The 25,974-nt window shown below is 57.5% G+C and carries 18 protein-coding genes; 4 read left to right on the forward strand and 14 right to left on the reverse strand.

Annotated elements, in window-relative coordinates:
* Positions 1–21: 21 nt before the first annotated feature.
* From gcvH to NHH03_RS20790, 6 genes are all read right to left on the reverse strand, one after another.
* On the reverse strand, positions 22–423 hold the full coding sequence (gene gcvH, locus NHH03_RS20765; protein WP_253159240.1) for a glycine cleavage system protein GcvH: 402 nt from the start codon (positions 421–423) through the stop codon (positions 22–24).
* Positions 424–478: 55 nt separating this feature from the next.
* Positions 479–1,618, reverse strand: a complete 1,140-nt coding sequence (gcvT, locus tag NHH03_RS20770; RefSeq protein WP_253159242.1) for a glycine cleavage system aminomethyltransferase GcvT — start codon at positions 1,616–1,618, stop codon at positions 479–481.
* Between the two features lie 329 nt (positions 1,619–1,947).
* Entirely contained in the window at positions 1,948–4,221 is a 2,274-nt protein-coding gene (rnr, locus tag NHH03_RS20775) for a ribonuclease R (RefSeq protein WP_253159244.1), read from the reverse strand.
* A 104-nt stretch (positions 4,222–4,325) separates the two neighbouring features.
* Positions 4,326–5,021, reverse strand: coding sequence for a class I SAM-dependent methyltransferase (locus NHH03_RS20780; RefSeq protein ID WP_253159246.1), 696 nt, complete (start codon positions 5,019–5,021; stop codon positions 4,326–4,328).
* Positions 5,018–6,220: a glycosyltransferase family 2 protein gene (locus NHH03_RS20785; protein WP_253159248.1), complete on the reverse strand. Its 1,203-nt coding sequence runs from the start codon at positions 6,218–6,220 to the stop codon at positions 5,018–5,020. The genes NHH03_RS20780 and NHH03_RS20785 overlap by 4 nt, the downstream gene beginning before the upstream one ends.
* Entirely contained in the window at positions 6,221–7,654 is a 1,434-nt protein-coding gene (locus NHH03_RS20790; RefSeq protein WP_253159250.1) for an ArnT family glycosyltransferase, read from the reverse strand.
* Positions 7,655–8,119: 465 nt separating this feature from the next.
* Between NHH03_RS20790 and arsS the strand changes: the two genes are divergently transcribed.
* Together arsS and NHH03_RS20800 are read left to right on the forward strand one after the other, a co-directional pair.
* Positions 8,120–9,157 (forward strand): arsenosugar biosynthesis radical SAM (seleno)protein ArsS, encoded by a 1,038-nt coding sequence (gene arsS, locus NHH03_RS20795; RefSeq protein ID WP_253159252.1) that lies wholly within the window; start codon positions 8,120–8,122, stop codon positions 9,155–9,157.
* A 41-nt stretch (positions 9,158–9,198) separates the two neighbouring features.
* Positions 9,199–10,356, forward strand: a complete 1,158-nt coding sequence (locus NHH03_RS20800; RefSeq protein ID WP_253159254.1) for a methyltransferase domain-containing protein — start codon at positions 9,199–9,201, stop codon at positions 10,354–10,356.
* A gap of 251 nt (positions 10,357–10,607) precedes the next feature.
* Here NHH03_RS20800 and NHH03_RS20805 read toward each other — a convergent pair whose 3' ends face one another.
* Positions 10,608–14,753: a sulfatase-like hydrolase/transferase gene (locus NHH03_RS20805; RefSeq protein WP_253159256.1), complete on the reverse strand. Its 4,146-nt coding sequence runs from the start codon at positions 14,751–14,753 to the stop codon at positions 10,608–10,610.
* 317 nt (positions 14,754–15,070) lie between these two features.
* Between NHH03_RS20805 and NHH03_RS20810 the strand changes: the two genes are divergently transcribed.
* Positions 15,071–15,898: a hypothetical protein gene (locus tag NHH03_RS20810; RefSeq protein WP_253159258.1), complete on the forward strand. Its 828-nt coding sequence runs from the start codon at positions 15,071–15,073 to the stop codon at positions 15,896–15,898.
* Positions 15,899–16,105: 207 nt separating this feature from the next.
* Complete coding sequence (locus NHH03_RS28245; protein ID WP_315861477.1) at positions 16,106–18,379, forward strand: sulfatase-like hydrolase/transferase; 2,274 nt, start codon at positions 16,106–16,108, stop codon at positions 18,377–18,379.
* Between the two features lie 68 nt (positions 18,380–18,447).
* Here NHH03_RS28245 and NHH03_RS20825 read toward each other — a convergent pair whose 3' ends face one another.
* The 7 genes from NHH03_RS20825 to NHH03_RS20855 all read right to left on the reverse strand — a co-directional run bounded on the left by NHH03_RS20825 (position 18,448) and on the right by NHH03_RS20855 (position 25,957).
* Entirely contained in the window at positions 18,448–20,409 is a 1,962-nt protein-coding gene (locus tag NHH03_RS20825; protein WP_253159260.1) for a cytochrome c3 family protein, read from the reverse strand.
* 59 nt (positions 20,410–20,468) lie between these two features.
* Positions 20,469–21,161: a hypothetical protein gene (locus tag NHH03_RS20830; protein ID WP_253159261.1), complete on the reverse strand. Its 693-nt coding sequence runs from the start codon at positions 21,159–21,161 to the stop codon at positions 20,469–20,471.
* Between the two features lie 205 nt (positions 21,162–21,366).
* The gene (locus NHH03_RS20835; protein ID WP_253159263.1) at positions 21,367–22,245 is read right to left on the reverse strand and encodes a hypothetical protein; all 879 of its coding nucleotides are present in this window, start codon (positions 22,243–22,245) and stop codon (positions 21,367–21,369) included.
* 50 nt (positions 22,246–22,295) lie between these two features.
* Positions 22,296–23,345: a hypothetical protein gene (locus NHH03_RS20840; protein WP_253159265.1), complete on the reverse strand. Its 1,050-nt coding sequence runs from the start codon at positions 23,343–23,345 to the stop codon at positions 22,296–22,298.
* Positions 23,342–24,511, reverse strand: a complete 1,170-nt coding sequence (locus NHH03_RS20845) for a hypothetical protein (RefSeq protein ID WP_253159267.1) — start codon at positions 24,509–24,511, stop codon at positions 23,342–23,344. The genes NHH03_RS20840 and NHH03_RS20845 overlap by 4 nt, the downstream gene beginning before the upstream one ends.
* A 20-nt stretch (positions 24,512–24,531) precedes the next feature.
* Entirely contained in the window at positions 24,532–24,879 is a 348-nt protein-coding gene (locus tag NHH03_RS20850; protein ID WP_253159268.1) for a hypothetical protein, read from the reverse strand.
* A 76-nt stretch (positions 24,880–24,955) separates the two neighbouring features.
* Complete coding sequence (locus NHH03_RS20855; RefSeq protein ID WP_253159270.1) at positions 24,956–25,957, reverse strand: YheT family hydrolase; 1,002 nt, start codon at positions 25,955–25,957, stop codon at positions 24,956–24,958.
* Positions 25,958–25,974 lie beyond the last annotated feature (17 nt).

Raw genomic sequence — 25,974 nt, forward strand, 5'->3', positions numbered from 1 at the left:
AGTCGTCAATCCCGGTCGCGATCAACCGGATTCGGAGCACTGCTTTTGGTAGGCGGCATGGTCCATCAAGGAACCGAGTGCCGAGTCGTCATCAACCTTGACTTTAATGATCCATCCATAGTCGTACGGGTCGTCATTCAGCCCGTCTAAGTTGTCCGGCAAATCGCTGTGGACATCGATCACTTCGCCCCCGACCGGGCTGTACAACGGGCTGACCGCTTTGACCGATTCGACTTCACCGAATTCATCGCCGGCACCGAGCTGCTTGCCAACTTCGGGAAGGTCCATGTAGACCAGATCGTTGAGTTGTTCGATGGCGAAGCCCGAAATACCGATGGTCGCGATTTTTTGACCGCCGTCTTCGCTGATGTCGACCCACTCATGAGTCTCGGCATACAGTAGTTTGCTCTTGTCGCGTGACACGTTGTCGATTCCTTATCGAGGGGGTAATGGATGAATTGAAATCAGGTGAATCGGTTCAGTTGGTTTTAGCGCGACGGTAGAACGGCAACTTAGTAAGCGTCGCCGGCGACCGTTTACCGCGAATGTCGATTTCATAGTCTGACTGGTCGGCTTTGTCGGCATCGACCATCGCCATCGCGATCGGGCGCCCCAGTGTGGGCGACGGACCACCGCTCGTGATCGTCCCGATCGCCGTGCCGTCGGAATCCAAAACGATCGAACCCTCGCGCGCCGGACGCTTTCCAGCCGGCAACAATCCGATCCGGACTTGTTTCACACCGTCCGCTTTGACTTGGGCAATCGCATCGCGGCCGATGAAGTCGCGGTCTTTGAAATTACAGGCAAACCCTAAACCCGCCGAAATCGGATCGATCGACTCGTTCAGCTCATGACCGTACAAGGGCATTCCGGCTTCCATCCGCAAGGTGTCGCGAGCCCCCAACCCGGCAGCGGCAAACCCCAGATCTCGCCCGGCCAACAAAATATTCTCCCAAACCCGATTGGCGTCTTCGGCCCGCACCACCAATTCGATCCCGTCTTCGCCGGTGTATCCGGTGCGACTGACAATCACCGGTTTTGAAAATTGGTCCGTGATTCGGGCTTGGTAATACTTCAACCGCGTGGGGTCAAACGTGAACAGCCGCTTGCACGTTTCCATTGCCAACGGCCCCTGCACGGCAATCATCGCGGTCAATTCCGTGCGATCGGAAAACGTGACCCGGGGGAAATCATCCAGATGCTGCTTGATCCACTGGACGATCTTGGCGCGATTCGATGCGTTGACCACCAGAAAGTGATACTGAGTTTCGCTGGGCGTTTTGAGATGCGACACCAACACGTCATCCAACACGCCCCCGTCAGGGTTGCAAACCATTGCGTAACGCACACCGCCGATCGGCAGATCCGTGACGCGGCGTGTCAACAAGCGGTCCAGCAATTCCGCACTGCCCTGGCCGTCGAATCGCAAACGCCCCATGTGAGAAACGTCGAACAGCGCCGCAGCGGTACGACAAGCCGTGTGCTCACTGACGATCGAGTCGTACTGGATCGGCATTTCGTAGCCGGCAAACGGGACCATTTTGGCGCCGGCACTGCGATGCCAACGGTCCAGCGGCGTTGCGGCGAGCGGTTGTGATTCAGATGGGGCCGGGCTCATGCGTCACTCTGAAGGATCGTGGATGCGGTGCGTCAGTGCTGCGGTGCGTCGTCGAAAGATCCTGCGCTCCTGCATGGCAGATTCTTAGGCACCCATCGCCAAACGCAGCCTCGATCCCCGCCGGTGCATCCCCCCGCGGTCCAGGGGGACCGACCAGGCGATTCTAGCGGTAGAGCAAGCTTCGAAAGCGGGGCCAACATGTCAACGAACGGTGTAACCGCCAAGTGTATCGACGGCTGCAATCACGTTCTAGGGTCACCACCACGCTGGAATTGATTCGGGCAAGATTCTTTGTGTTACGGCACCACAATCGCGCCCCAGGAGCCCCCTCATTTACGGCGTTTCCGTTTCCCCGCTTGCCGACGATCCTTTTTCCGTTTGCCCTTGTACAGCGACTCTTTGCCGGCACTCTGACCGGGTTTCCCCTGCCGATCGTTGGGGTTGCTATTTCCCACCGAGTGGTTTTTCACAGGTTCGAAAAACAACTGTCGCTGCGTCAGATCGACACGGCTGACTTTGACCGTCAATTGGTCGCCCAACCGATAGCGGTTGTGCGCCTTGAATCCGACCAGCATTTGGCCGCGCCGTTCGAACCGGTATTGATCATGCGGCAACTGGTCGACACTCACATAGCCGCTGACCGGTAGTTTGACACAGCGTGCCAAGAAACCGTCGGCAAAGACGCGACTGACGACAGCCGGCATCGTCTGACCAATGTGCTTTTTCAAAAAGTGCAACAGTTTCAATTCTGTCAATTCACGCTCGGCCTGGGCCGCATTGCGTTCCATGTCACTACAGTGCTGGCCCAACTGCAGCACGGTGCCATAGGCATCATCGGGTGTCTTTTCACCAGCCCACAGGCGATCAATCAACCGATGCACGGTCAGATCGGGATAGCGACGAATGGGGCTGGTGAAATGGCAATAGTGCTGCATGTCCAGCGCATAATGGCCGTCGGTCTGCGGCCCATAGACCGCCTTGTTCATGCTTTTGAGCACGGCAAAGTTGACTGCGTCTTCCAACGGCGTCCCGGCCACGCGATCGAGCACCGCTTGAATCTCGAACCGGCTTTCGACCGATTCAATCCCCAATCCCAAATCGCGCACAAAATTTGACAACTGGCGCAACTTGCGGCGTTCCGGCGGCGGGTGAATCCGGTGAAGAAAATTGTACTCGGCATCGTCTAACCAAGCCGCAACCGCTTGGTTGGCGGCCAGCATGAATTCTTCGATGACCTGATGGCTTTCCGTGTTCTCGGTGCGATAGGCGCCTTTGACTTTGCCGCTGCGATCAAACTCCAATTTGACTTCGGGCATGTCCATCGAAATCGCACCGCCTTTGAATCGGCGTTTGCGAATCATCATCGCCAGCGTGTGCATGTCGGCCAGCAATTCGCAGACCGGCGGACCAAGCTTCTCGCGATAGGCATCGGGACTGTCCAAGAACTGATCGACTTGGCCGTAGTGCAACCGCATGTCACTGCGGATCACGCTATTGTGGACTTCGGTATGTGTGACAATGCCCTCGTCGGTCATCTCGATCTCGACGGTCTTGGCCAAGCGAACTTTCTCGGGCTGCAGGCTGGCCAAGTGGTTGCTGATGATCTCTGGGACCATCGGGATCACACGACCGGGCAGATAGACACTGGTGGCTCGTCGTCGCGCTTCTTCGTCCAACTTGCTACCCGGGCGAACAAAATAGCCGACATCGGCGATGTGCACCCACAACCGCCAACGCCCGCCTTCTTCACGGCTGAGCGAGATCGCATCGTCAAAGTCACGGGCGTCAAAGGGATCGATCGTGATCGTTAACTTGTCGGTCAAATCCAAGCGATCCGCCGGCGTATTTTCTTCGTCGAATTCATCGGCGCGCTGCCGCGCCTCGGCGATCACATCCTCGGGGAACTCGTCCGGCAACCCGTACTGACGCATGATGGTCAGGGTGTCGATGCCGGGGTTGTTCCGACTGCCCAATTTCTCCAGCAACACCGCTTCGCCGCTGCGCCCTTTCTCGCCAGGGAACGCCACGACCTCGACAAACACTTTGTCGTCATTGGCCAGCGGCAACCCTTGGATGTCGCCGATGTAGACCGGTGCCTCGTGTGGCGTGCCATCCAAAAAGACGGCCGGCTTGCCATCGATCAGGTTGAACGTGCCGGTGAACTGACGCCGCGCCCGCTGCACGACCTCCGTCACGCTGGCTTCGTTGCCGCCGCGTCTTCCGGGGCGTAGTTTGACTTCGACCAAATCGCCCTCGAGGGCCCCGCCGGTTTGGCCGGGGGGAACAAACAGGTCCTCTGTCAACGCACCATCGCCCGAGTCACCGGGCCGCACGAACCCAAACTCGCCACCAGCAGCGGTTCGAAACACGCCGCGAATCCGGTCCAGCGGCCCCCCCACAGCGCCGGTGCTGATCACCAAATGGTTCGATCCATAGACCAATCGCCCCTCTAAAACCAACTGCTTGATTGTCCGCCGCAGTTCCCGGTACTCGTCCGGCCCCAGCTTCAATGTCTCAGCGATTTGCTTCGGTTTACTGGGGCGATACTCCGGCGACACGACCAATCGCATCACGCGATCGGATAATTCTTGTGATATTTCCATCTACAGAGAATACCCGATGACCGGGTCGGCGCCCCAGTGGACCAAGTGGCAGCTGGCGGAATACCGCACAGGGTGCCGTTTCAGTCGCGCCCGTTGCACCTGGCCTACCGGCCCGCGATGGCCGCCAATTTGCCCCAGCGGGTGTCCCACTGGCGGATTTGGAAATGCCGATCGAAACTCTGGCGGATCAATTCCGGTGCAGCCAGCCACTGCTCGTACGTCACCCGCTCGCGATCGGTCATCGTCGCCAATGCGTCCCCTTTCGCATACAGCTTGCGCATCAGCGGCTGCTCCGTCACGGCATGGGCAAACACCAAGAACGGTGTCTTCCAGGGCTCGATCACATAGAACCTGCCCTGTGGTTTCAACAGCCCTGCCACACCGGCCAGCGTCCGGTCCAGATCCTGCGGCAACGACGGCAAGTGATGCAGTCCGCCTTGCACGATCACCACGTCGTATGCCGATCGCTCTAGCGGTAGGTCGGTGCAATCCGCCAAATGCAATTGAGCCGGACCGTGATACTCCTCCAACAAGCTATCGCTCAGATCGACACCTTCCAGATGCTTAAACCCCATCCGCTCCAGCGCCACCAGACCGTTGCCGCGGCCACAAAAAATCTCCACAACGCGAGCCTGCTTGTCGATCGATTCAAACCCGAATCGTTTCAGCCGGCCGATGAACTTTGCGATTTCCTGATCCGGGGTCTCAAACCGCTTGTAGGCGGCTTCCCAAACCGGGTCACAACACAATTGTCCCGCTGCAACATGCCGCACGATTTCCGGCCGCTCTGACTCACTCATTTCCCGGCCTCCCCGTCGCCTGAGAGCGAACGTCGTGATCGCTGCATCATCAACACACCGCTCATCAACGACGCCATCGCAGTTTGAAAACCGATGGCGACCAAGGTCACACCGGGCACCACCCAACGCATCGTTTGCGGATAATCCAGCGGACCAAAATCCTGCTGCCACCAGCGGAAAACGATCACAGCGATCATGCCGACCCCTAAGACCACCGCAGCGATTCCAAACACCAGCCCGCGCTCGACCGTGACGTGTTCCAGTTTTTCGTGCGGCGGCATCATTCCTTCGCGGCCCGTAAAAATCCGGGCCAGCGCCGCCAACAACACACACTGCCACCCCAGCAACACCAACAGACTGGCAATCAACAGCGTATGCACATCCAGGGCCGCACCAAAAATGTGCACTTGGGGCAAAGCCAGCGCGTAGCCGACCAACCCGATCCCTAACAACACCAACCCCGGACGAAAGAACGTCCAGTTGGGACTGAATGCCAAAAACAGTCGCAGCGTCCGCCAACCATCACGAAATGTTCGCAGGTGCGGCCCGTGTTCTTTGCGTCCGTCCGGGTGCAGTGTGATCGGCACCTGGTTCATCGACGCGCCGTGCAAACCACTCTTGATAATCATTTCCGTGGCGAATTCCATCCCCGGCGAGCGCAGATCCAAGCGGTCGTATAACTTGCGGGTGAACCCTCGCATGCCACAATAAACGTCATTGATCGGAATCCGAAACATCATCCGAACCAACCAACTGAGCACCGGGTTGCCGAACCAGCGATGCAAAAACGGCATCGCACCGGGCAACACCTGGCCTCCGCCGCGCGGCAAACGACACCCCTGGACCAAGTCCGCTCCCTCGCGGAGCGCGTCGACAAATTTTGGGATTTCCAAAAAGTCATAGCTGTCGTCGGCGTCGCCCATCAACACAAACTTGCCTTCGCTAGCTTCGATACCGTGCATCAGCGCCGCACCGTAGCCCCGCTGGGCCACATCCACAATTCGCGCCCCCTGCTGGATCGCCAAATCCTGGGACCCATCGGTACTGCCGTTATCGGCCACCACGACCTCGCCAGAGATCCCCGCCTGGCGCATCGCGCGAACGGCTTTCTCCACACAAATCGCGACGGTATCGGCTTCATTCAAACAAGGCATCACCACCGACAATTCAATCGGACCGCTGGGGATCGTTTCACTCATTCAGATTTCGTCGTTGGGATGGCATCGTCGGAAAACAGAACAGCAGCACACACACAGCGCCGCCACGAGGACCAACAACACGATCGGTTCCAGAATCATGCGGTAGCGATAAGCCGGGATTTCCAACACGGCCGTGATGACGGCAAAATAACCCATCACCGCCGCCAGCCAAAGTCCCGCCGCTCGAGTCGGTCGCCGCCAGATCAGTAGCATCGTTGACAATCCCGTCAACAGCATCAGCAGCGTGTTGCCCAACAACCAATTGCTGGCGCGATACCGAATGGCTGTATCGACGGGCGCGACTGTAACACCCCAGATTGACTGGCCGGCATACAAATCCCTCGCCAGCGCGGCTTTGTCGGCATCCCCTGTGACCGGAAAATCAGCGACTTGACTAGGCAATTCAGTCGCCCGAGTTCGCCAGAAATTGATCAACCGCCGCCCCGCTTTGACGGCGAACACACCTGGCGCGGCCTTGATCGCATCGATCGCCGTCTGTTTCATCAGCCGATCGGCCGCCGCGTCATCCATCCCCGCGGCCGTCAGCGCATGAGAAACCGTCCAGGTATCACGCCACGCTTCCTCCGCCGCCAGCGTGGACCAAGCCGGTTGGCCGACCTGGTCTTTCAACTGCTCAGCGGCCCGTGAATCCGGCATCGCCAACCCGGCGCCGCTGCCGTCTTGAAAGGTCACGATCCAAAGATTACGACCGACGAATTCCGTCAACATCATTTTGCCGAACATGGCCTGATTGCGGACCAACCAGGGTGTGATCGAGGCGATCGTGACCGTGGCGGCGATCAACAAACAAATCGTCCCACGGATCACACACAACTGTTTGACGCGATCGTCCCGGACCCAAAACCAGCTGACCACCAGGTAAACCAGATCGGCAATCCAAATCAACATCGCGATCGGGCGTGTCAAAATTGCTAGTCCCAACGTTGCGCCCATCAGCACACCGCCGATCACCGTGGGGGCACGCGTGAATCTGGCCACCGACCAGAGGTGCAGCACCAGCAAGAAAGTAAACAACGTTTCGCTCAACACGGTCGTCACATAGGTGACCGACGAAATCATCAACAGCGCCAGACCCAACACCGGATAGGCAGCGCGACGGTCGCCTGTCAGATCCACCGCCATCCAAGCGATCAATCCGATCGTGGCGATCCACAGCATGCCTTGAACACAAACCAAGGCAAACAACGGATCCGCAACGGTGCTGCGCAGCAGCCCGATCAACCAGGGATAACCGGGCGTACGGTAGGCAATTTCCTTTTGTGTGAGAAACCAGTCACCGCCGCTAACCAAACCGCCCAATTCCCAGTACCCGGCCGCATCCAACACGATCGGACTCGGTCCGCGCGCGATCACACCGGCCACTTTCACGACCAGCAAACCGACCAACAAAATCAAACCCCATTTCCGACCCACAATGTTTTCCTAGTGAGGGATTGCCGATTCTTTCACAACCCGAAGCGTTCGTTTTGAAGCCAGCGTTAAAAAGCCTTTTCAACTCAAATGACTCGGCAAATTGCCGCTTCGATCTGTTCACTCTCCCTTGGGAGAGTGAATTGCTAAAGCGCTGGCTTCTAAAAGCGTGAGCGAGGGATCCTGTTAGCACGCGAAATCTCTCGCTGACGCTTTGGGTTGCGATAAAAACGCAACTGTACGACGCCTGTGCCGCGCAAGTGTACCCCGCCCACGGTCGATGCGTCTGCCGGTCGCCATGATCCGCACGCGCGGCATGATCCGCACGCACACTCTGGCGGTTCCGCTGTTGGCGGCCTCACACCACGCTTGGACATTGCTTTATCCTTAAGCGTGTTCGCTTGCGTCCTTAACCGTCCGTTGCTCGGTATTTGTTGCTCGGTGTCCGTCTGCCTGCGTCGTGTGTTTATGAGATCGTTGTTACCCGTCATCAATACCGGATTGCCGACAGACATTGTCCAGCCCTTCGCCGCTCGCGTTGCGCGGGAATCATCGCCACTGCGACGTGGCAAACTGACCCAATTGCAAATCAATCTTGGCAAACTGTGCAACCAATCCTGCACCCACTGCCACGTCGAAGCCGGGCCGACAAAGAAGCGTGAGAACATGGACGCCGCCACCGCGCGTCGTGTCGTCGAACTGACGAAATCATGTGGCGATCTGCAGTTGGTGGATTTGACCGGCGGGGCGCCGGAAATGAACCCGATGTTTCGCGAACTGGTGCAAGATTTCCGATCGCAGGGATTGCGCGTGATCGACCGCTGCAATCTGACCATCCTGCGACAGCCGGGATTCGAGTGGGCCGCGCCGTTTCTGGCCGACCACCAAGTCGACATTGTCGCTTCGCTGCCCTGCTATCTGGAAGACAACGTCGATGGCCAACGCGGCGATGGCGTGTTTCGACAAAGCATCGATGCGCTACGACAGTTAAATGATCTCGGATATGCGGCCGACGATTCAGCGCTGCGATTGGATTTGGTTTTCAACCCCACCAGTCCCTCGCTGCCACCGGATCAGGCCAACCTCCAAGCCGATTACAAACGCGAGTTACTGTCACGTTACGGTATTCGATTCAATCATTTGCTGGCGATCACCAACATCCCTATAAAACGCTATGCGATGTACTTGGCCAAACGGCAGCGTCTGGAACAGTACATGAAATTGTTGGAAGACAACTTCAATTGCCAAGCAGCGGAAAACGTGATGTGCCGATCGTTGCTGTCGGTCGCCTGGGACGGTTCGCTGTACGATTGTGATTTCAACCAAATGATCGACCTACCGGTTGCCAACACGGATGCGATGACCAGGGCTAACGATCAATCCGCCGCCACGGTTTGGAACATCGATTCCTTTGACGCGTTCAGCGACCGAAGCATCGCCACCGCGGATCACTGCTACGGATGCACCGCCGGGGCCGGCAGCAGTTGTGGCGGCGCATTGCTGTAGATCAGTCTTCTCCTTTACCTATTCTTCTGACTGAGTGTTCCATGTCGATTTTGAATACCGAAGCCGCGGTCCGTGATCGCTATTCCGCGGCTGCCGAGCAGCGCCAGAACGAACTGTGTTGCCCGGTCGACTATGACCGCCAATACCTGGAAATCATTCCCCAAGAAGTGATCGATCGCGACTACGGATGCGGTGATCCATCAAAATATGTTCGCAGCGGTGAAACGGTCTTGGACCTGGGCAGCGGCGGCGGCAAGATCTGCTTCATCGCCGCCCAAGTCGTCGGCGCGGGCGGATCCGTGATCGGCGTCGACATGAACGACGAAATGCTGGGTCTGGCTCGCCACCACAAATCGACCGTGGCCGAACGCATGGGATACGACAACATCCGATTCTATAAAGGCAAAATCCAAGATCTGCAAATCGACCGCGATCAACTGGACAGCTACCTCAGCGAACATCCGATTGATAGCGAATCCGCACTGCAGCAATTCGAAAGCTTTGTCGCCAAAATGCGAACCGACACGCCAATGATCGCCGACAATTCAGTTGATGTTGTCGTCAGCAACTGCGTCTTGAATCTGGTCGACGAACGCGAAAAACAAACCCTGTTTGCCGAGATTTTTCGCGTGCTCCGCCCGGGCGGCCGAGCGGTGATCAGCGATATCGTCAGCGACGAACCGGTGCCTGCGGTGATGAAACAAGACGGACAACTATGGAGCGGGTGTGTCAGCGGGGCGCTGCAAGAAAAAGAATTCATCGATGCTTTCACCCAGGCCGGGTTCCAAGCCGCCCAGATGCCGGTCTACCAAAGTGAACCGTGGCAAGTCGTCCAAGGAATCGAATTCCGTTCCGTGACGGTGATCGCTTACAAATACCCGGACATCCCCTGCTACGAACACAATGAAGCGGTCGTCTATCGTGGCCCCTATTCAAGTGTCATCGATGACGACGGACACCAATTCACGCGCGGCATGCGCACGGCGGTCTGTCGCAAAACGTTCGCCAAAATGCAGTGCGAACCCTATCAAGACGACTTCCTGGCAATCTCTCCGGCCAATCCGATCGCCCCCGAAGACGCCCTGCCCTACGACTGCACCGCCGGCAAAGTGGAACGGTCCCCCAAAGCCACCAAGGGCGGTAGTGTGCAATCCAAACCCAGCGAATCGGAGTGTTGTGCCGACGGCGGATGCTGTTAGCCGAACCATACATGGAGTGACCCAGCACGTGAGTCTTGGAGTTGCGCTTTTATGGAAACCCGACGCGTCAGCGAGGGATTTAGGGTGTCAACGGGATCCCTCGCTGACGCGTCGGGTTACCAAAAACCAATGCCCCACATAAAAGCACCGCTTCAACGGCGCTGGTGTGGAGGATTTATCCGACTCGGGTGAGGGTTTTCTGCGAAGAGTAAAACCGGTCGGATAAATCCTCCACACCAACGCGAGACCGGTTAGTCCTGGAAGGACTGTGCTTCATCCGGCCCGGGCGTGGCATAGGCGGGATCTTTGGCGCGAATGTACAGTTCACCATCGTCCTGCAAATGCACGTCCAGCGGTACGATCGTTGTGCCCCGGCGGTTGATCGTTTGCGCGGTCTGACTCAGATCGCGCGACTCGATCCCGTTGGCGTCCAGCGGCGGCACGTTGGCATTGAAAAACGCCGTGCACCACCATCGTCCTTGGTCATCTTGGAACGGCGTTCCGTGCCCCAAAAAACGTCCCGCAAATTTTCGCTCGCTGTACGGACCGGTGATCTTGTCGGCGGTAGCGTAATACAGGTTGTAACTGCCCCGCCGCATGCCGGCGGTTGACCAACCGGTGCCGAACAGCACGTATTTGCCGTGAATCTTTTGAATCAAACAGCCTTCGTGCCCCATCGTGTCGGTGTCACCGGACGGTTTGATCGCAACCGGCTTGGCTGCCAAACCAGAAAAGTCGGCTTTGATCGGTGCGATCTGAGTGGCGCCCCAAATCAGCCACCATGTTCCATCGTCATCTTTGAACATCGATGGATCATGTCGCTTTCCGATCGCTTGGCCCATCGGATTGCTCCATGGGCCGGCAACTTGGTCGCCAGCTGTCAGCGATAGATTGGCTCCTTTGACCGGTGAAGGGCTGGTATGGACCAGTGCCCAACGATCGCCGAGCCAATGTAATTCCGGTGCCCACAAAAACCATTGGTCTTGCGGAGTCGATTCGAAGGCGCCGGGTTTCACTTTCGCCCAAATCCCGTCCTGCATCGTGAAAGGCGCGTCCAGCGACTGCCATTGGATCAGGTCCTTGGATTTCCAAACGCGGGCCACCGATCCGACCAGACTGAGCGGTCCTAAACCGGTATTGTAAGGATCGGTTTGTTCGCGGGGATCACCCGGGTTAGGTGTAGTCCCGGTCAAGTAGTACCAACCGTCGGGGCCACCAACGAGATAGGGATCACGAATCCAGCCCTGTTTGATAAACAGCGCGCGATCATGAGATGCCAGCCCCGCCTTGATCTCCGCAGGCGACATCGCACCGTCTACCTCCGGTGGCTTGGAAGGCTTGGTCGGTGGCTGAGCGGCATGGCGGCGAATCAACCGAGTCTCGGCAGGGTCGTAAGCGGTGCCGTCGCGATCAAAGATGTCGTGAAACCATGGATCAGGTTCTTTGTCATAGGCTTGTTTCCAAGAGTCCCAGGGATAGATGGTTTGCGAACGACCGTTGACGAATCCCCAGTTGTAAGCAGCGACGCGATGCTGGTGAAAAATCGGTAACACGCCGGCAAAGGTCGAATTGTTTCCCCGCGCCATGTACTCGGTACACAACAACGGCCGTTTCATTTGCAACAGCCCCTGGACCAATTCCCCGGCACGCTTCGGCGCGTCGTAGGTATGAAACGAAATCACATCTGAATTCTCAATGCACGCGCGCTGGTACGGCGTCGGCTGATTCAAATAATCCCCTTTCCACACGCCGACCGTCAGCGGCTGCGACGGATCGATTTGGCGGGCCCAGCCAAATGTTTTTTCCATCAACTCCAGCGCCCGCTGCTCTTTCACGGTTTCGTCCAACTCCTGCTTGGAACCGGCGGAACCATAGGAATTGCGGTTGGGATTATTCGGTTCATTGAATAAATCCCAAACCAACACACGCGGATCATCCCTGTAGCGTCGCAGCACCGCTTGCACGTAGGGTTTCAATTGATCTTGTTTGGCAGGGTCGTCCAAAATCTCGCGTCCGGGTGATTGCACCCATCCGGAATTATGGCGGCCCGGCGTGGGATCGGGTTGCTTGCCGGCTTTCGGAAACGGATGCCAGACACCGTCAAAGAACACGAACATGGTTCGAATGCCGTGTCGGTCGGCAATTTCCAAGTACTGGTCGACTCGTTTCAAAAATCCATCGGGATCCTGTTGCCATGCGATGTCGTGCAAGAACACACGCATCGTGTTCATCCCGATCCCGGCCGCCCAGCCCAATTCACGATCGATCGTTTCCGGATCAAACGTGTCGGCCTGCCACATTTCCAGTTGATTGATCGCCGAGGAAGGCACATAGTTCGCGCCGATCGGCCACTGGATCTTGTCGTACCAATCATTGGCCCGATCCGCCGTCCAGCGACCGGGTCGCGAGGCAAACGAGACGATCGGCGCGGCCACCTCGGGCCCCGTCGTGACTTTGTAATCCACAATCGTGGCACTGAATTCGTTCGGCCCCTCGTAGTCTCCGGCAGCCGACAAATCATCGAACCCGATCGACAGACCGTCTTTGGGTTGACCGCTGATCAAACCTGGTGAAGTCGTTTCGATGGGTTTGCCGCCATTGATCGACAATCGCATCAGATCGCGATCCAACGAAGCGAGCAGACGCGTTTTGCCACTGATGCGAATGTTGGACTGGAGACGCGTCACCTGTCCCCCCCGACGGACATCAAATACGGGTTTGCTATCCACCAAGTGCAGCGCGTAGCCACGTTCGCGCCCGCCCTGTGCCAATACCACACCGCTCGGTTTGGGCCCTTTGATCGTGGCTTCGATTTGAATCGACCGATTGGCAATTTGAGGGGTGGGGATCGCCGCCGGCGTCTGCTTGGCGACTTTCCATCGACCGCCCGATTCGGCTTCCGGGTAATCAGCCAAAATGGCTTTCAGCTTTGCCAGTACCTCGGGTTGGCTGGCTGCCACGTTCGTTGACTCCAACGGATCGGACTGGTAGTCGTACAGTTCGTACTGCGACTTGCTTTCGTCGTCACCAGGCTTTTTCCACTGCACCATGCGGTACCGCTCGGTGCGGATCGCGCGGCCGAGCGTTTGTTTCGGATAGGCGTGATAGGCATGGTCGCGGACACGTGCCAAAGGATCCTTTAGCACCGACACCAAACTGACCCCGTCGATTGATTGCGGACCGGTCGGTTGTGGCAGTCCCGCCAACTCGGCAAGCGTCGGGAAAATATCGACGCTCTCAGCGAGTTGTCCGGTGGATTGATTCGGTTGCACCAAACCTGGCGCCACAAACAGAATCGGGATCCGATTGGCCTGTTCATAATTCGTGTGCTTGGTCCAGATCCCTAAATCGCCGAGATGGAATCCATGGTCGCCCCACAGCACGATGATCGTGTCGTCGGCAAGCCCTAACCGATCAAGCGCATCGATGACCTTGCCGATCTGGGCGTCGACATAGCTGGTGCTGGCATAATAACCGTGGATCAGATTTCGTTTCAGTTGGTCTGAATATGCCGCGTCACGATCCTCCGGCACTGGTTTGTAATTCGTGATCTCTCCGCCACGCTTGCCAGCGACCGCTGGTGAATCTTGCGGCAGCGATTCGTGCTGCGGCATCGGCAATGCTTGGGGATCGTACAGATCCCAATACTTTTTGGGTGCGCTAAACGGCAGGTGCGGCCTGGCAAATCCGGCGGCGATAAAAAACGGAGTCCCTGCGGAATCGCGGCGTTGCTTGGCGGCGGTCAAGCGGCGAATCGTTTCCGCAGCGACCCGACCGTCGGCGTAGGCTTCGTCCTGGACAGCGGGCGATTCAAACGCCGCGCCACGAGGCAGCGATCGAATTCGGTCGAGTTGCTGGTTGGTGAAGTACGCTTCTTCACGCGTGAGTTTTCCGCCGTCGGTGCTTTTCGGATCCACATACTCGATCACTTTCTCTTTGAAGTGCGGCACCGAGAACGACTGCGGATCGCCGTGGTTGCCATGACCGATATGGAAAATTTTCCCTAGCGATTCGGTGCGGTATCCATGCGCGGCAAAGTGCTGGGGCAGGGTCACGGCGTCGGGCATGATCTGCCGAAGTTCACTACCAAGTCCGTACAACCCGGTCGATGTGGAATGGGACCCCAGCATCAACGTGAAACGCGACGGTGCGCAAACGGCCTGGTTGCAATACGCAGCATCAAACCGCATCCCTCGCGCGGCCAATCCGTCCAAATGAGGCGTTTGTGCCACCGGGTCGCCGTAGCAACCAAGCACCGGTTTCAAATCATCAACCAAAATCAACAGCACATTCGGTCGCTCCGGATCCGCCGCTGCAGATGGCAGCGGACTGAGGGAAATCCATGACGCAATAAAGCCGAGCAACGGTAGCCAACGCGAGAAGGGGGAATTGGTCATGAGTGCCCAATGCTAGGAGGAGGCTGGGTTTTTAAGACGGTAGGGATTCACAGATGCCAGACCGACCGGAGGGAGAGGAACTGTCTATTACAGCCCAGTCGAAGGTACCACGCCATGCAATCAGTCGTCACGATCATGCGTTTTTTTCCCAAGAAGCGTTCTCGTAGCGGATCCCGCCAGGGTGCCGACCGATTGGATTTCAGCAAATCTGAACCGTGGCCGGCCCAGCTACGCCTGACAACCTGTACGATGGATCACACCCTGGCAGCGTCGAACCACTCCACCCACCATTTCCTCCTGCCTTTGAATCTGAAACGATGAAACGACTGCTGACGACCGCTTTTGCCTCGTTGATCATTGTCCATTGCACAATGGGCCAAGAACCTACCGAGACCGCGGCGGCCCCAGATCCCAAAAGCGATCGTTTGTTTGATCGCTTTGATGAAACCGCGCGCTCATTGGAAATGGCGACCGCAGCCGATGACAAAAAATTTGTCGCGTCGGAATCACCGCTGTTCCGATTCAGTAGCGAAGGGACGGTGTTTGGCGGAGTCTATCTATGGAAGGACGCGTCCAAACGAATGGCCGTGATCGGCACGATCGGTTCGATTCCGATCAATGGCAATGACGTCGAATTTGTTGAATTGCACCTGCTGAAACCGCAGCGATTGAAACCGGTCACTCTAATGGGCGGCAAACGCTGGGATCCCGACGTGACTCCCTTGCAGTTCCGCGATCTCCCCCAATCTCCCAAGGTCGCTGAATCCGCCTCGTCACGTCTGGTGCAATTGCGTGCGATCGCCAGACAGTTTAGCGCCGACATGATCGAAGGCGAACAAACCAACTCGTTGCGTTTGCTCCCTCAGCCCCTGTTTCGCTACCCCGATTCGACCAAGCAGCACGACGGCGCGCTGTTCGCATTTGTTTGGGACAAAGGCACCGACCCGGAATTGATCCTGCGAATCGAATCGACCGAAGACGACGGACAACTGGTTTGGAAATACCAACCCATCCGATTCACTTGGCGCGAATTAAAATTGCGCCACAGCGGTGACGACGTCTGGAGCGTCGACGAATTCCTGGAACGCAACAACGCCCAACAGATCACACCCTATCTGACCGGACTGACCCAAGTGATTCCGTAGTGGTTATGATTTGGTGATCGATACTGGATGCATTTGTTTTGAAGCCAGCGCTTTTGCGTGGGCATAGGTTTTTGGTAACCCGACGCCTCAGCGAGGGATCCCGTTAACATCCTAAATCCCTCGCTGACGCGTCGGGTTGTGATGAAAAACGCAACGTCAAAACACATTTGCCCGCTCTCTCCCCCTCCCACCTGCTCTTGATACACAATGCGCAAACTGACCGTCTTATGCGTCATGCTGGCCTTGTTCGGCAAGTCGATGACCCACGCTGCCGATCGCCCGAACGTGTTGCTGCTGTGCATCGATGACCTTCGGCCGGAACTAAACTGTTTCGACAAATCGTATATCCAATCACCGAACATCGATCAGCTCGCTGCCGACGGCCGCGCCTTTCACCGGCACTACGTGCAAGCACCCACCTGTGGCGCATCACGTTACGCCTTGCTGACGGGGATGTATGGACCGGCGGGCAACGGGGCCTTGTTTGATCGTGCCAAACAAATTGACAAGGACCCGGATTCGGTCCCGCTCAGCATGCCCGGTTGGTTTCGCAAGCATGGCTACACAACGGTATCGGTGGGCAAGGTTTCTCATCACCCGGGTGGACGCGGCGGGGCGGATTGGGACGATGAATCGATCCCCGAAATGCCTGATTCCTGGGACCGTCATTTGATGCCGACCGGCCCCTGGCAGCACCCACGTGGCGCGATGCACGGCTTGGCCAACGGCGAGATCCGTAGCGATGCCAAGCAAATGGATGTGTTCCAATCCACACCGGGCGACGACACGATCTATCCCGACGGATTGACCACCGACGAGGCCTTGCGGCAATTGGATCAGTTGAGTGGTGATGATCAACGACCCTATTTTTTGGCCGTTGGCATCATCCGACCTCACCTGCCATTTGGCGCCCCAGCGAACTACATGCCGCCCTACACCGATGTTCGGCTTCCCGCGATCCCGCATCCACAAAAACCGGACGGTCAAACGACTTGGCACCGCTCCGGCGAATTCATGAAGTACAACCGCTGGGGCAAGGACCCCAACAATGATCCCGAGTTCGCCACGGCGGTCCGCAAACACTACGCCGCCTGTGTCAGCTATGCCGACGCTCAGGTCGGCCGCATTCTCCAGCAACTGGAACAGTCCGGCCAATCTGACAACACCATCGTGGTGCTGTGGGGCGATCACGGCTGGCACCTCGGCGAACACGCGATCTGGGGCAAACATGCCCTGTTTGAAGAATCCCTCCGTTCGCCGTTGATCATCCGACACCCAAAAATTGCTCGCCCCGGAACCAAATCGGATGCCGTCGTGGAGACCATCGACGTGTTCCCCACCCTATGCGAACTGGCCGAAGTTCCCAAACCAAAATTCTTACACGGTGCTTCGCTACAACCGATTTTGAACGATCCTGAAACCGAGGGTGATGTGGCGATCAGTTACAAATCCGGCGCAGACACGATTCGAACGTCGACCCACCGACTGGTCAAACACAAGAACGGATTCATCGAACTGTATGATCACCGTGACGAAGCGGGTGAAACCAGAAACATCGCGGCGTCGAAACAGCAAACTGTCACCGACCTGACGGAGAAACTGGAATCACGACTGAAGTCGCCAACCGAAAAACGCAAGCGATTCCCCAAACCGTTTGCCTGGATCAACCAGATGCCCAAACACGAGCTCGCCGATCTGCATCAGAAGACGTTCTCAAGCAAAATCGCCGGACAAGACGTTGGTTACATGGTCTTGCTGCCCGCCGGCTACGACGCGTCGAGTGATCGCTACCCGGTGGTCTACTACCTGCACGGTGGTCGCCCCGGTGACGAAACCAAAAGCGTCAAACTGGCGGAGAAAATCGTGCACCTGCGACAGGAACATTCGATCGAGCCGATGATCTATGTGTTCCCCAACGGGGGACCGGTCAGCCATTACAACGTCCCCGATCGTGTCGGCATCCCTGGTCAACCCGATGCACGGGGCGCCGACGTATTCATCAAAGAATTGATTCCGCATATTGATGCAACCTATCGAACCATCGCTGACCGCAGTGCACGAGGACTGGAAGGATTTTCCCAGGGCGGGCGGGCGACGATGCGATTGTCGCTGCGATACCCGGAACTCTTCTCCAGCGTCGCTGCCGGCGGCGGTGGCTATGCGACTGAAAAAAAGATCAGCGAATCGCCGGAGTCGGCTGAGTCCGAGTCGTTGCGGTTTGCCAAAGGTGACAACACCTGGGATCTGGCCCAAGCCTATGACGCCGATCCGGACGCACCCGAATTGGAATTGATGGTCTATGTCGGCACCAAAGGATTCAACTACGAAAACAATTTGCAGTACATGCAATTCTTGAAACAGCTCGGCATCCAACATCAATCACTGATCGTTCCCGATGTACCCCACTCGGCAGTCGAAATCTACGAGCAACAAGGGGCAACGATCATGAAGTTCCACCAGCGGAATCTCACGTCACAGTAGACGTTCATCAGTCACCGTTGGCGTTCACGATTCAGCGTGTTACCAGTGCATTCACTTGCTGCCCCGGACTATTGCGACAGGCGTTGGGCGAGTTGTTGAAACTGGGCGGCCAGTTGTGGATCAACCGATTGGTACAGCCGCGCCAGTGACGCGTAGGGTTTGACGTAAGACGGATCCAACTCAATCGCAGCGCGCAATGCGGCTTCGGTTTTCCCCATTTGACGCAGTGGAAAATAACACAATGCCAGGTTGTACCAGTCCCGCGCATCCCGGCGAATCCCAGTCAGTTCCTCGTACAGTGGAACCGCTTGATCAAACGATTGGTCGATCATCATCTTGTCGGCCAACGTTTCCAGCGCGGCCTGGCGGATTTTGCTCGGACCTGTTTCCACTCGCAATGCTTTGACCGCATAAAAATGCGACAGGTCACGCTCGCGTTTCAGTTGGACAGGGTCCACCGCGTTCGGATTGCCAACGCTGTTTGCATCGGCACGTCGTCGATACACATCGGCCAACAACCCCAACAATTCGGCATCCTTGTCATTGACCAAATCAACCAACCGAGATTCATCAAATTGGCGGACCGGTTCGGGATCTCCCTCGATGGATCTCAGGATCGACCAACTGGCTGCGGCGATCGCATCGCGGCGCTGCAGATCTTGATCGGTTAACGGAATCGGCTGTAGCGCCACGCGTCGCATCGCTGCGTCGTCATCGACATCAGATTCATCCAGGGGTTCAACCGAGGGGTCGTCTAAATAGATGGCGATGCGATGATTGGTCACACTGGCATGCGGAACCTCGCTGGGCGAACGAGGCATATGGCATGCGGTGCATGCATCGCCGTTGGTTTGTTGACGCTGGTGAATCGGCTGCGAACAACCTTGGTCGGCATGACAGTCCAAACAAACCTTGCGAAATGCAGTCAGTTGATCAGCCGGCGGCTGGGAAGCGTGGGGATCATGACAGGACACACAACTCAATGTTTCGCTCTGCAGATAACATTCGCTTTGCCACATCTGATCAAAGTGATTGGAGAACGTTTTTTGCGGCTGACCGGTTCCAATTGCTTTGTACGCCAAACTGTTGTGAACCAATTCCTCACCGGGATGGAAATCCCAAACGGTTTGCCCCTCTGCTTGGACGACGACATCCGAATCCAAATGGCACTGCGCACAGATCGACTCGCTGCGACGGCGATCAAGTTTGGACGGATTGACGATTTTTGAATCACCGACCTCGGCGTCGGCGCCCTGTTGCGAGGCCTGGCGATAGATCGCGGTATGTTCCGCCCCCTGGCCGTGACATCGTTCACACCCAATCGCCAATTCATGAATCGTCGGTGTGTTCGGATTCTCATTCTCCAGTGACAGGATCCCGGCGTGGCAATACAGGCAACGATCGTCGATCACACGGTTGAATCCTCGCTGCCGTGGATTGTCATAACCTGGCGCGATTGCATAGCCGTCTTTGGCGGTGTACCAAGTCACCGGGGACTGCAACAGATAGTCCCCGTCGCGGACCAAGTAAGCTTTGGCGAACGCGCCGCTGCCCATCACATACTCGACGGGCCGTTCGGCGATCCGAAACGTGTCAGCGGTTTGCGGTGAGTCGCCGAAGTAGCGATCTTCACAGTGAACCACTTCTTGGCCGACTCGCTTGACCTGGTAACTGCGATGACTAGGCAGATGGTGAAACGCCAATCCGGTCGGCCCATCGTCGGCGGACGGCAGGTGCAGCGAGCGACTGTGATGGGTTTGTTTGTAACTGTCAAAACGCGCCGGATGACATTCAGCGCAGGTCGCGGTGCCCACAAACCCGCCGGGCAATGACTCGGCAGTCGTCACAACAGAATCGTGTTCCCCAGCCGGCCCCGTCGCCGCATCAGCGTTGGACGAATCATTGGCTGCTGAAACACCGCTCTGCGGATCGGCCGCCGACGGTTCCTGGCGTGAACAGCCCGCCAGCAGCAGCACCCAAACGACATGGCAGGTCAGGCTGAAAAACGGATGTCGGAACAGGTCGAGCATTGGCAGGGGCGAGAGCGGGACGATCGAAAACAGACGTCATGACCGCTCATTGTAGGGCATTATTCGAAATACGGATTGGTAAACCATGCCAGACCGACACCAAATTGCCAGTCGTTGGCGTCGCTTCCCTCGGTCGTCACCATGTAGCGACCATAACTGGTTAGCCGCACCGTGGGTGTCCACCAAAAATGCGCACCAAGCTCGGGGTAAACTGCCGCCAGGGCACCCGAAAACCGTTCTTCTTCTTCGCCGTATTCATCGATGAATCCATCGTCATCGTTGTCTTCCCAATCGTCGTCGGCGGCCACGGTTTCATCGGCAGCACCGGCGAACACCCCCAGTCCGACAAACGGTGCCAACCGCGTCGGCGATTGCAATCGCAAACCGGCATCGGCGCCGGTGAACCAGTCTTCCCCGTTGCCCATGCCCATCCAGGAAACACGGCCCGTCAAATAGCTGGTCAGATAGGCTTCGCCACCGACATCAACCGACAACAGCCCGTGGTCAGCGTCGCTGCGTTGGGCATAACCACCGGAGACGAACAGGCCGTTGGCGTCTTTTTGAAATCTCGCATCAGCCGCCTGCTTGGCTTTGCCCAGCAAGTCACTTTTGTCCGCACCGTCGGCATATTTTTCGGCGTACTCCGGATCTTCCATCGCCCAACGAGACCGCAAAATCCCGGTTGGCAGCGCGCAGCCGCCTGCGCCAATCGTCATGACAACGAACACGAACGTCTGGAAACGGCTTTCCATGAGCGAATTTTGCCGAGGACTGCGGATGGTAGCTCCGTCAGCCATAGCAAACTCGGAATCCCAATGTCAATCGCCATCAATCACGTTGGTGTGGAGGATTGATCCGACCAAGCACCACCGCGTCTGAATCCAATCCGGTCGGATCAATCCTTCACACCAGCGCTCACCGACAGGTTGCAACCGGCCGACAACATCAGTGCTGCAGTCACTCGTCGGTCATCAGATGGAACCATTCGGGATCCACAATCTTTTCCAGTTGCAGATTGAAGTAGGTTCTGCTGGGGTCTCTGATCTGCTCCCACGGTGGCGCCAACCTGGGAACGTCCCACACAATCTCGTTGTTCAAATAGATCCGAATGGGATCATGTCGTGACCGGGCGGGGGAATAATACCAAGCTGTTTTTCCCTCACTCTGGCGAGCCTCAATCACCAACAGCATCTCCGGGTCAGTGGCATCGACAAACCCATAAACCGCCCCGTCGATCACCTGGTCATCACTGCTTTGGTAGCGGTACAACGGACGCGACAGCAAACGCAACGGGTTGACTTCGTCGGGGGAAGTATGGGGCGAGTATTCCGCGCGAAACATTCGTGCGATCCGGTTCATTTGTGCCCCACGCGCGGTCGGCGTCGTTGCCGGGACGCCTGCCACCGGCAGCGGCTTGAAATCAACGCCCTCGGATTGAGGTGACCAGACAACGGCGTCGCCGCGACGCATCGTGAAGGGTGCATCCGAGAGCGATTGACACTCCGCAGAAATCATCTTTTGTGGCGACGTAATCGCATAGATTGAAACCACCGCCCGGGCACAGCCTTTTTCGATCCACAAGTAGGTGTCACCAAACGCAGTCCGCTCGGTCGCCTTGGACCACCGCAATAACGATCGCGGAACGCGCGTGAAGATTTCTTTTCCAGAACGATCAAAGAATCGATACTGATCAACTTCCTTGTCCGTGAACGCATGCACTTGATCCGCGATCGCCGCCGGTGCTTCCTGTGCATCCTGCGCCGGCAATCGAGTTGTGATCAGCGTGCAGCCCCACACCAAGCCACACAACATGATCGAAGTTCGCTGGACTCGCATGGTCGCGCCCTCACACTTTCATTAAAACGAATTTGTCGACATGATCTGAATCAATCAGCTTTCTGACGAGACACGACGGAGCCCTCGATGGTTTCCGCTGGGGATTGCAAATTCGCGGTGACCAGTTTTTCGCGTTGGTGGGTATGCCACAGCTTCAGCAACATGAACAACGTCATGAACGCAACGATGAATGCAATGACCGTGTAGAACAACGGCTGCAAGTAGTTGACGGACACATGTCCGATCGCTTCGCCACCGGCCTTCATCGTGCGTCCGGCGATCCCTGCTTTGCTGACCACGATCGGATTGCCTTCGGCATCGAAAACGATTTCGTCGCCGCCTAAAATCCGCTCCGACTCGGCCAAGATGATGGTCGTGGTGGCCGCGGTGAACAGCGTCTTGCCGGGGTTGTCGGCGGCAAAGCGCCCCATGAAACTGACCATTCGCTCGGTGTCACGTCGCAACAGCGACATCACGCCGGCTCGCTGAGTGCTGGGAAGCGCCGCCAGTTCATCGGCATGGCGCCCGACCGCAACGGCCTGCTTGCTGGTCAGCTTGGTCGCCAGGGCGGCGCCGTCGTCACCCAAGGTGCGAACCAACATGCCGCCAACGCCTGGCAGCTTCATCTCACTGCGAAGCGCCGACGATCCGACACGGCTGACCGTTTCGGCCAACTCTCGTCCGGCGCTGCCCGCCGACAATCGCGCCAGCGCAGGCCCGACTTGCGATTCCGGCAATTCTCCCAATGCGCGTAACACCGGCCCCAACGAGGGCGCGTTGTCGAGCGCCGAAAGCGCCTCTGGTCCATACTTGGCCGTCAACCGCGTGACCTGTTCGGCGGCTTCCTGGCCACCTTCTCGGAGTGCTGCCGCGCCGACCCGCTCGGCCACTTCGCGGCCGCCCTGTTTGGCCAAGAACTCGGTGGCCTGCTCGGTGCCTTCTTTGCCAAAGTATTTCATCACCGCGCGGGCAACCGCGGTGCCCGACAGCACTGCCGGAACGGCGACAGCGCGACTGGCTGTCACGGCAAGCAACGCTGCGCACAGCACCGCTGTGATTACTGGGACGGCGAGGCGGTTACGACTGGAAAACAACTTCACGACGATTCTCCGTCAACGATTTGATGATAGAAACGATCACGATAGGACTTGGCCAATTGGTCACAAACACGCGGGAGTGCGACCGCCAGCCCGACGTCTTCCAACGGCGCGGCACCAGATTGAGCCTTCGGCTCGTTTCCGGCGATCAGAGCCGCTTGCAAGTCATCCAAATAGGTGTGCAACTGACCGCCCAATTCGGCTTCGAAGCGATCGGTCATCCACCAGTCAATCACCAATCCGATGGCCAGCCCGGCGCCAAACCCGACCACTGCACCGACCGGACCACCCAACGATCCGCCACCCGCACCCGTCGCGGATGCCCCCACCGTCGCGCTGGCTCCGGCCGCCGAACCGATCGCGATCGAAGGGGCAAATCGAACCAGCAATCCGCCGACAATGGAACGACCGGCGAACGCGCCGACCTCGCCCAACACAAACGCACCGAGCATGTTTTCGACACTATGGGTGCCCTGGTCGGCGGCATAGTCACCCAAGCTGCCGGCGCGCTGTTGAAAGAACGATTCCTGGTGCGACAGCTGAACACCGGTCAGGTCGGCGGTGGACAACGCCGCCTGGACCTGGGTCAACATCCGGTTTTGATTGGCATTGACGTCGGTGCGAAACTGAACCAGCGCGGCCGATACATCATCCACCAGCTTCTGTTGTGAAAACAAATGGGTTTCAAACTTGTCCTGCACATAGGCCGCGACACGGTCGTCGCTGGCCCACCAGCCGCCAGGCATCCGTTTGATCACACCCAACCGCGTGGTGATGCTGGTCATGTCACTGACAAAGTGGTCGACGCCGCGGTGATAACCGGCCAGTACATCTTTTAAACGCAGCACACAACGATCGGCTGCAGCACGGTTCTGATCATCAAGCTGGGCGATCAACGGGACGACAGCTATGTCGTAGAAATGGGCCCGAGCGACCCGGTCAGCCGTGGCCGAATCCAGAGCCACCGAATCCAGACCCCCTGTTTGCAGCATCTCGGTGTCTGACGCATCCATCGGCGAACCAGCAAACGGTGGTGACGAGGGCGATTGCAATTGGAAACACACGCCATAGGTGATCAGTGCGACCGCGGTCGCACCGGTCAGCGCAATCGGCAGCGCACCGCGTTGCGGTCGCGCTGAATCACTTCGGCGGTGTCTGGTCCTATCCAATGTTTGTTCTCACACACAGATCATGACGCCCAAAATTTCCACTTGAAACGTTTCTTGGGCTTTTGTTTGGTTTGCACCCCCAAGACACCCCATTGATGCACATCGCCGACTTTGATTTCGGCAACGCGCAGCAGCGACGCTTCCTTCAACTTTTGAATCAATCGGGTGTTACTGTCGGTCTGCACCACTTGAATTCGGCCTTGAAATTGGGCCATTGCCGACATGATGGCCGAAAGTGCCTGTCGCGCAGTCGTCTCCGCGCCGAAGTTATCGATCACAAAGACCGATTCATTTTTGGGACGCCCGACCACATCCGCAAAACGCCAGTGGTCTCCCTCCTGGTCCCAGCCGTGGTAATCACCAACCATTGAGAAGCCCTCGTCTGAATCAACCAATAAAACCGATAAATTCAGCAATCAGTTTACACGATTCAGCGTGCGCCAATCAAAAATGGTTGGCCCAGTCAACTAGACAATCGTCCATCCATCGACTTCGGCCTCGGGCAATGAATCCGGCATGGCCCCCAGCGCGGGTGACGACAAGCTGTGTTTGGTCGGGCCATTTGGCTCGCTCGAAACAATCGATGGGTACGATTGGGTCGTCTTTGGCGGCCAATACCAGGGTCGGAATCTGATTGCTGCCGGCCACTGCGATCGCGCCACAATCTCGATAATACTGCGGTGCGTCGGCAAAACCGCTGATCGGCGCCGTGATCCGGTCGTCCAATTCAAACAGTGTTTTGGGCCGGCCCTGCAATGCCGCTTGCTGAAACACAGCGTGCCGGCGAACGCCCGGGGCGATCCGATCGAACAGCGTGCGAATGAAGTAATAATTGTAGATCCGCCGCGAAAAACGCTGCATATTCTCGCTGCAGCGGACCAAATCGATCGGCGGGGCGACCACAGCAAGCTTCGCCATTTGGTCCCACCAATGCGGTCGGGCATCCAATCCGGCACCGATCCGACCGGCAAATCGCAAGAGTTGGTTGCCCCCCAGCGAGACACCGGCGGCGGACAATCGCGAATGTGGATTTCGCCGCGCCACAAAATCCAACGCCGCATACACGTCTTCGCTGCGGCCGGCATGGCTGAGCCCGCTGGCCAGGTCGCGGGCCGCCCCACATCCCCGCATGTCGACCCGGTACACGGTCCAGTTCGAGCGGACCAATCGATTCGCGATCCGAATCATATAAGGCGACCCGTGACAGCCGCTTAACCCATGAAACAACACCATCGACCGATTCGACGGCGGCGACGAAAACGAACCACCGCCATCGACGGGTCTGTTCTCATGCAACACAATGGCATCGCCATCTGGCAATCGGACGATGTGGCGATCTGTCGGCTCAAGTGCCCGGTCGGTCACGCCTAGCGACGCGATCGTTTGCAGATGCCCCCCGCGAATCAAGCGATCGGGTAGAAAAGGTGGCGGAGAAAATGTATCCATCGACAATGTATTCATCG

Source organism: Stieleria tagensis (assembly GCF_024129865.1).
Taxonomy (GTDB): domain Bacteria; phylum Planctomycetota; class Planctomycetia; order Pirellulales; family Pirellulaceae; genus Stieleria; species Stieleria tagensis.

What these genes read in the sequence shown, in the direction of transcription:
- NHH03_RS20850 (WP_253159268.1), bottom strand. Translation starts at nt 24,879, where the DNA reads ATGGTTGGTGATTACCACGGCTGGGACCAGGAGGGAGACCACTGGCGT.
- NHH03_RS20780 (WP_253159246.1), bottom strand. Translation starts at nt 5,021, where the DNA reads ATGAGTGAGTCAGAGCGGCCGGAAATCGTGCGGCATGTTGCAGCGGGA.
- NHH03_RS20810 (WP_253159258.1), top strand. Translation starts at nt 15,071, where the DNA reads ATGAAACGACTGCTGACGACCGCTTTTGCCTCGTTGATCATTGTCCAT.
- NHH03_RS20825 (WP_253159260.1), bottom strand. Translation starts at nt 20,409, where the DNA reads ATGCTCGACCTGTTCCGACATCCGTTTTTCAGCCTGACCTGCCATGTC.
- NHH03_RS20785 (WP_253159248.1), bottom strand. Translation starts at nt 6,220, where the DNA reads ATGAGTGAAACGATCCCCAGCGGTCCGATTGAATTGTCGGTGGTGATG.
- gcvT (WP_253159242.1), bottom strand. Translation starts at nt 1,618, where the DNA reads ATGAGCCCGGCCCCATCTGAATCACAACCGCTCGCCGCAACGCCGCTG.
- NHH03_RS20835 (WP_253159263.1), bottom strand. Translation starts at nt 22,245, where the DNA reads ATGCGAGTCCAGCGAACTTCGATCATGTTGTGTGGCTTGGTGTGGGGC.
- NHH03_RS20855 (WP_253159270.1), bottom strand. Translation starts at nt 25,957, where the DNA reads ATGGATACATTTTCTCCGCCACCTTTTCTACCCGATCGCTTGATTCGC.
- NHH03_RS28245 (WP_315861477.1), top strand. Translation starts at nt 16,106, where the DNA reads ATGCGCAAACTGACCGTCTTATGCGTCATGCTGGCCTTGTTCGGCAAG.
- NHH03_RS20800 (WP_253159254.1), top strand. Translation starts at nt 9,199, where the DNA reads ATGTCGATTTTGAATACCGAAGCCGCGGTCCGTGATCGCTATTCCGCG.
- arsS (WP_253159252.1), top strand. Translation starts at nt 8,120, where the DNA reads ATGAGATCGTTGTTACCCGTCATCAATACCGGATTGCCGACAGACATT.
- NHH03_RS20805 (WP_253159256.1), bottom strand. Translation starts at nt 14,753, where the DNA reads ATGACCAATTCCCCCTTCTCGCGTTGGCTACCGTTGCTCGGCTTTATT.
- rnr (WP_253159244.1), bottom strand. Translation starts at nt 4,221, where the DNA reads ATGGAAATATCACAAGAATTATCCGATCGCGTGATGCGATTGGTCGTG.
- NHH03_RS20830 (WP_253159261.1), bottom strand. Translation starts at nt 21,161, where the DNA reads ATGGAAAGCCGTTTCCAGACGTTCGTGTTCGTTGTCATGACGATTGGC.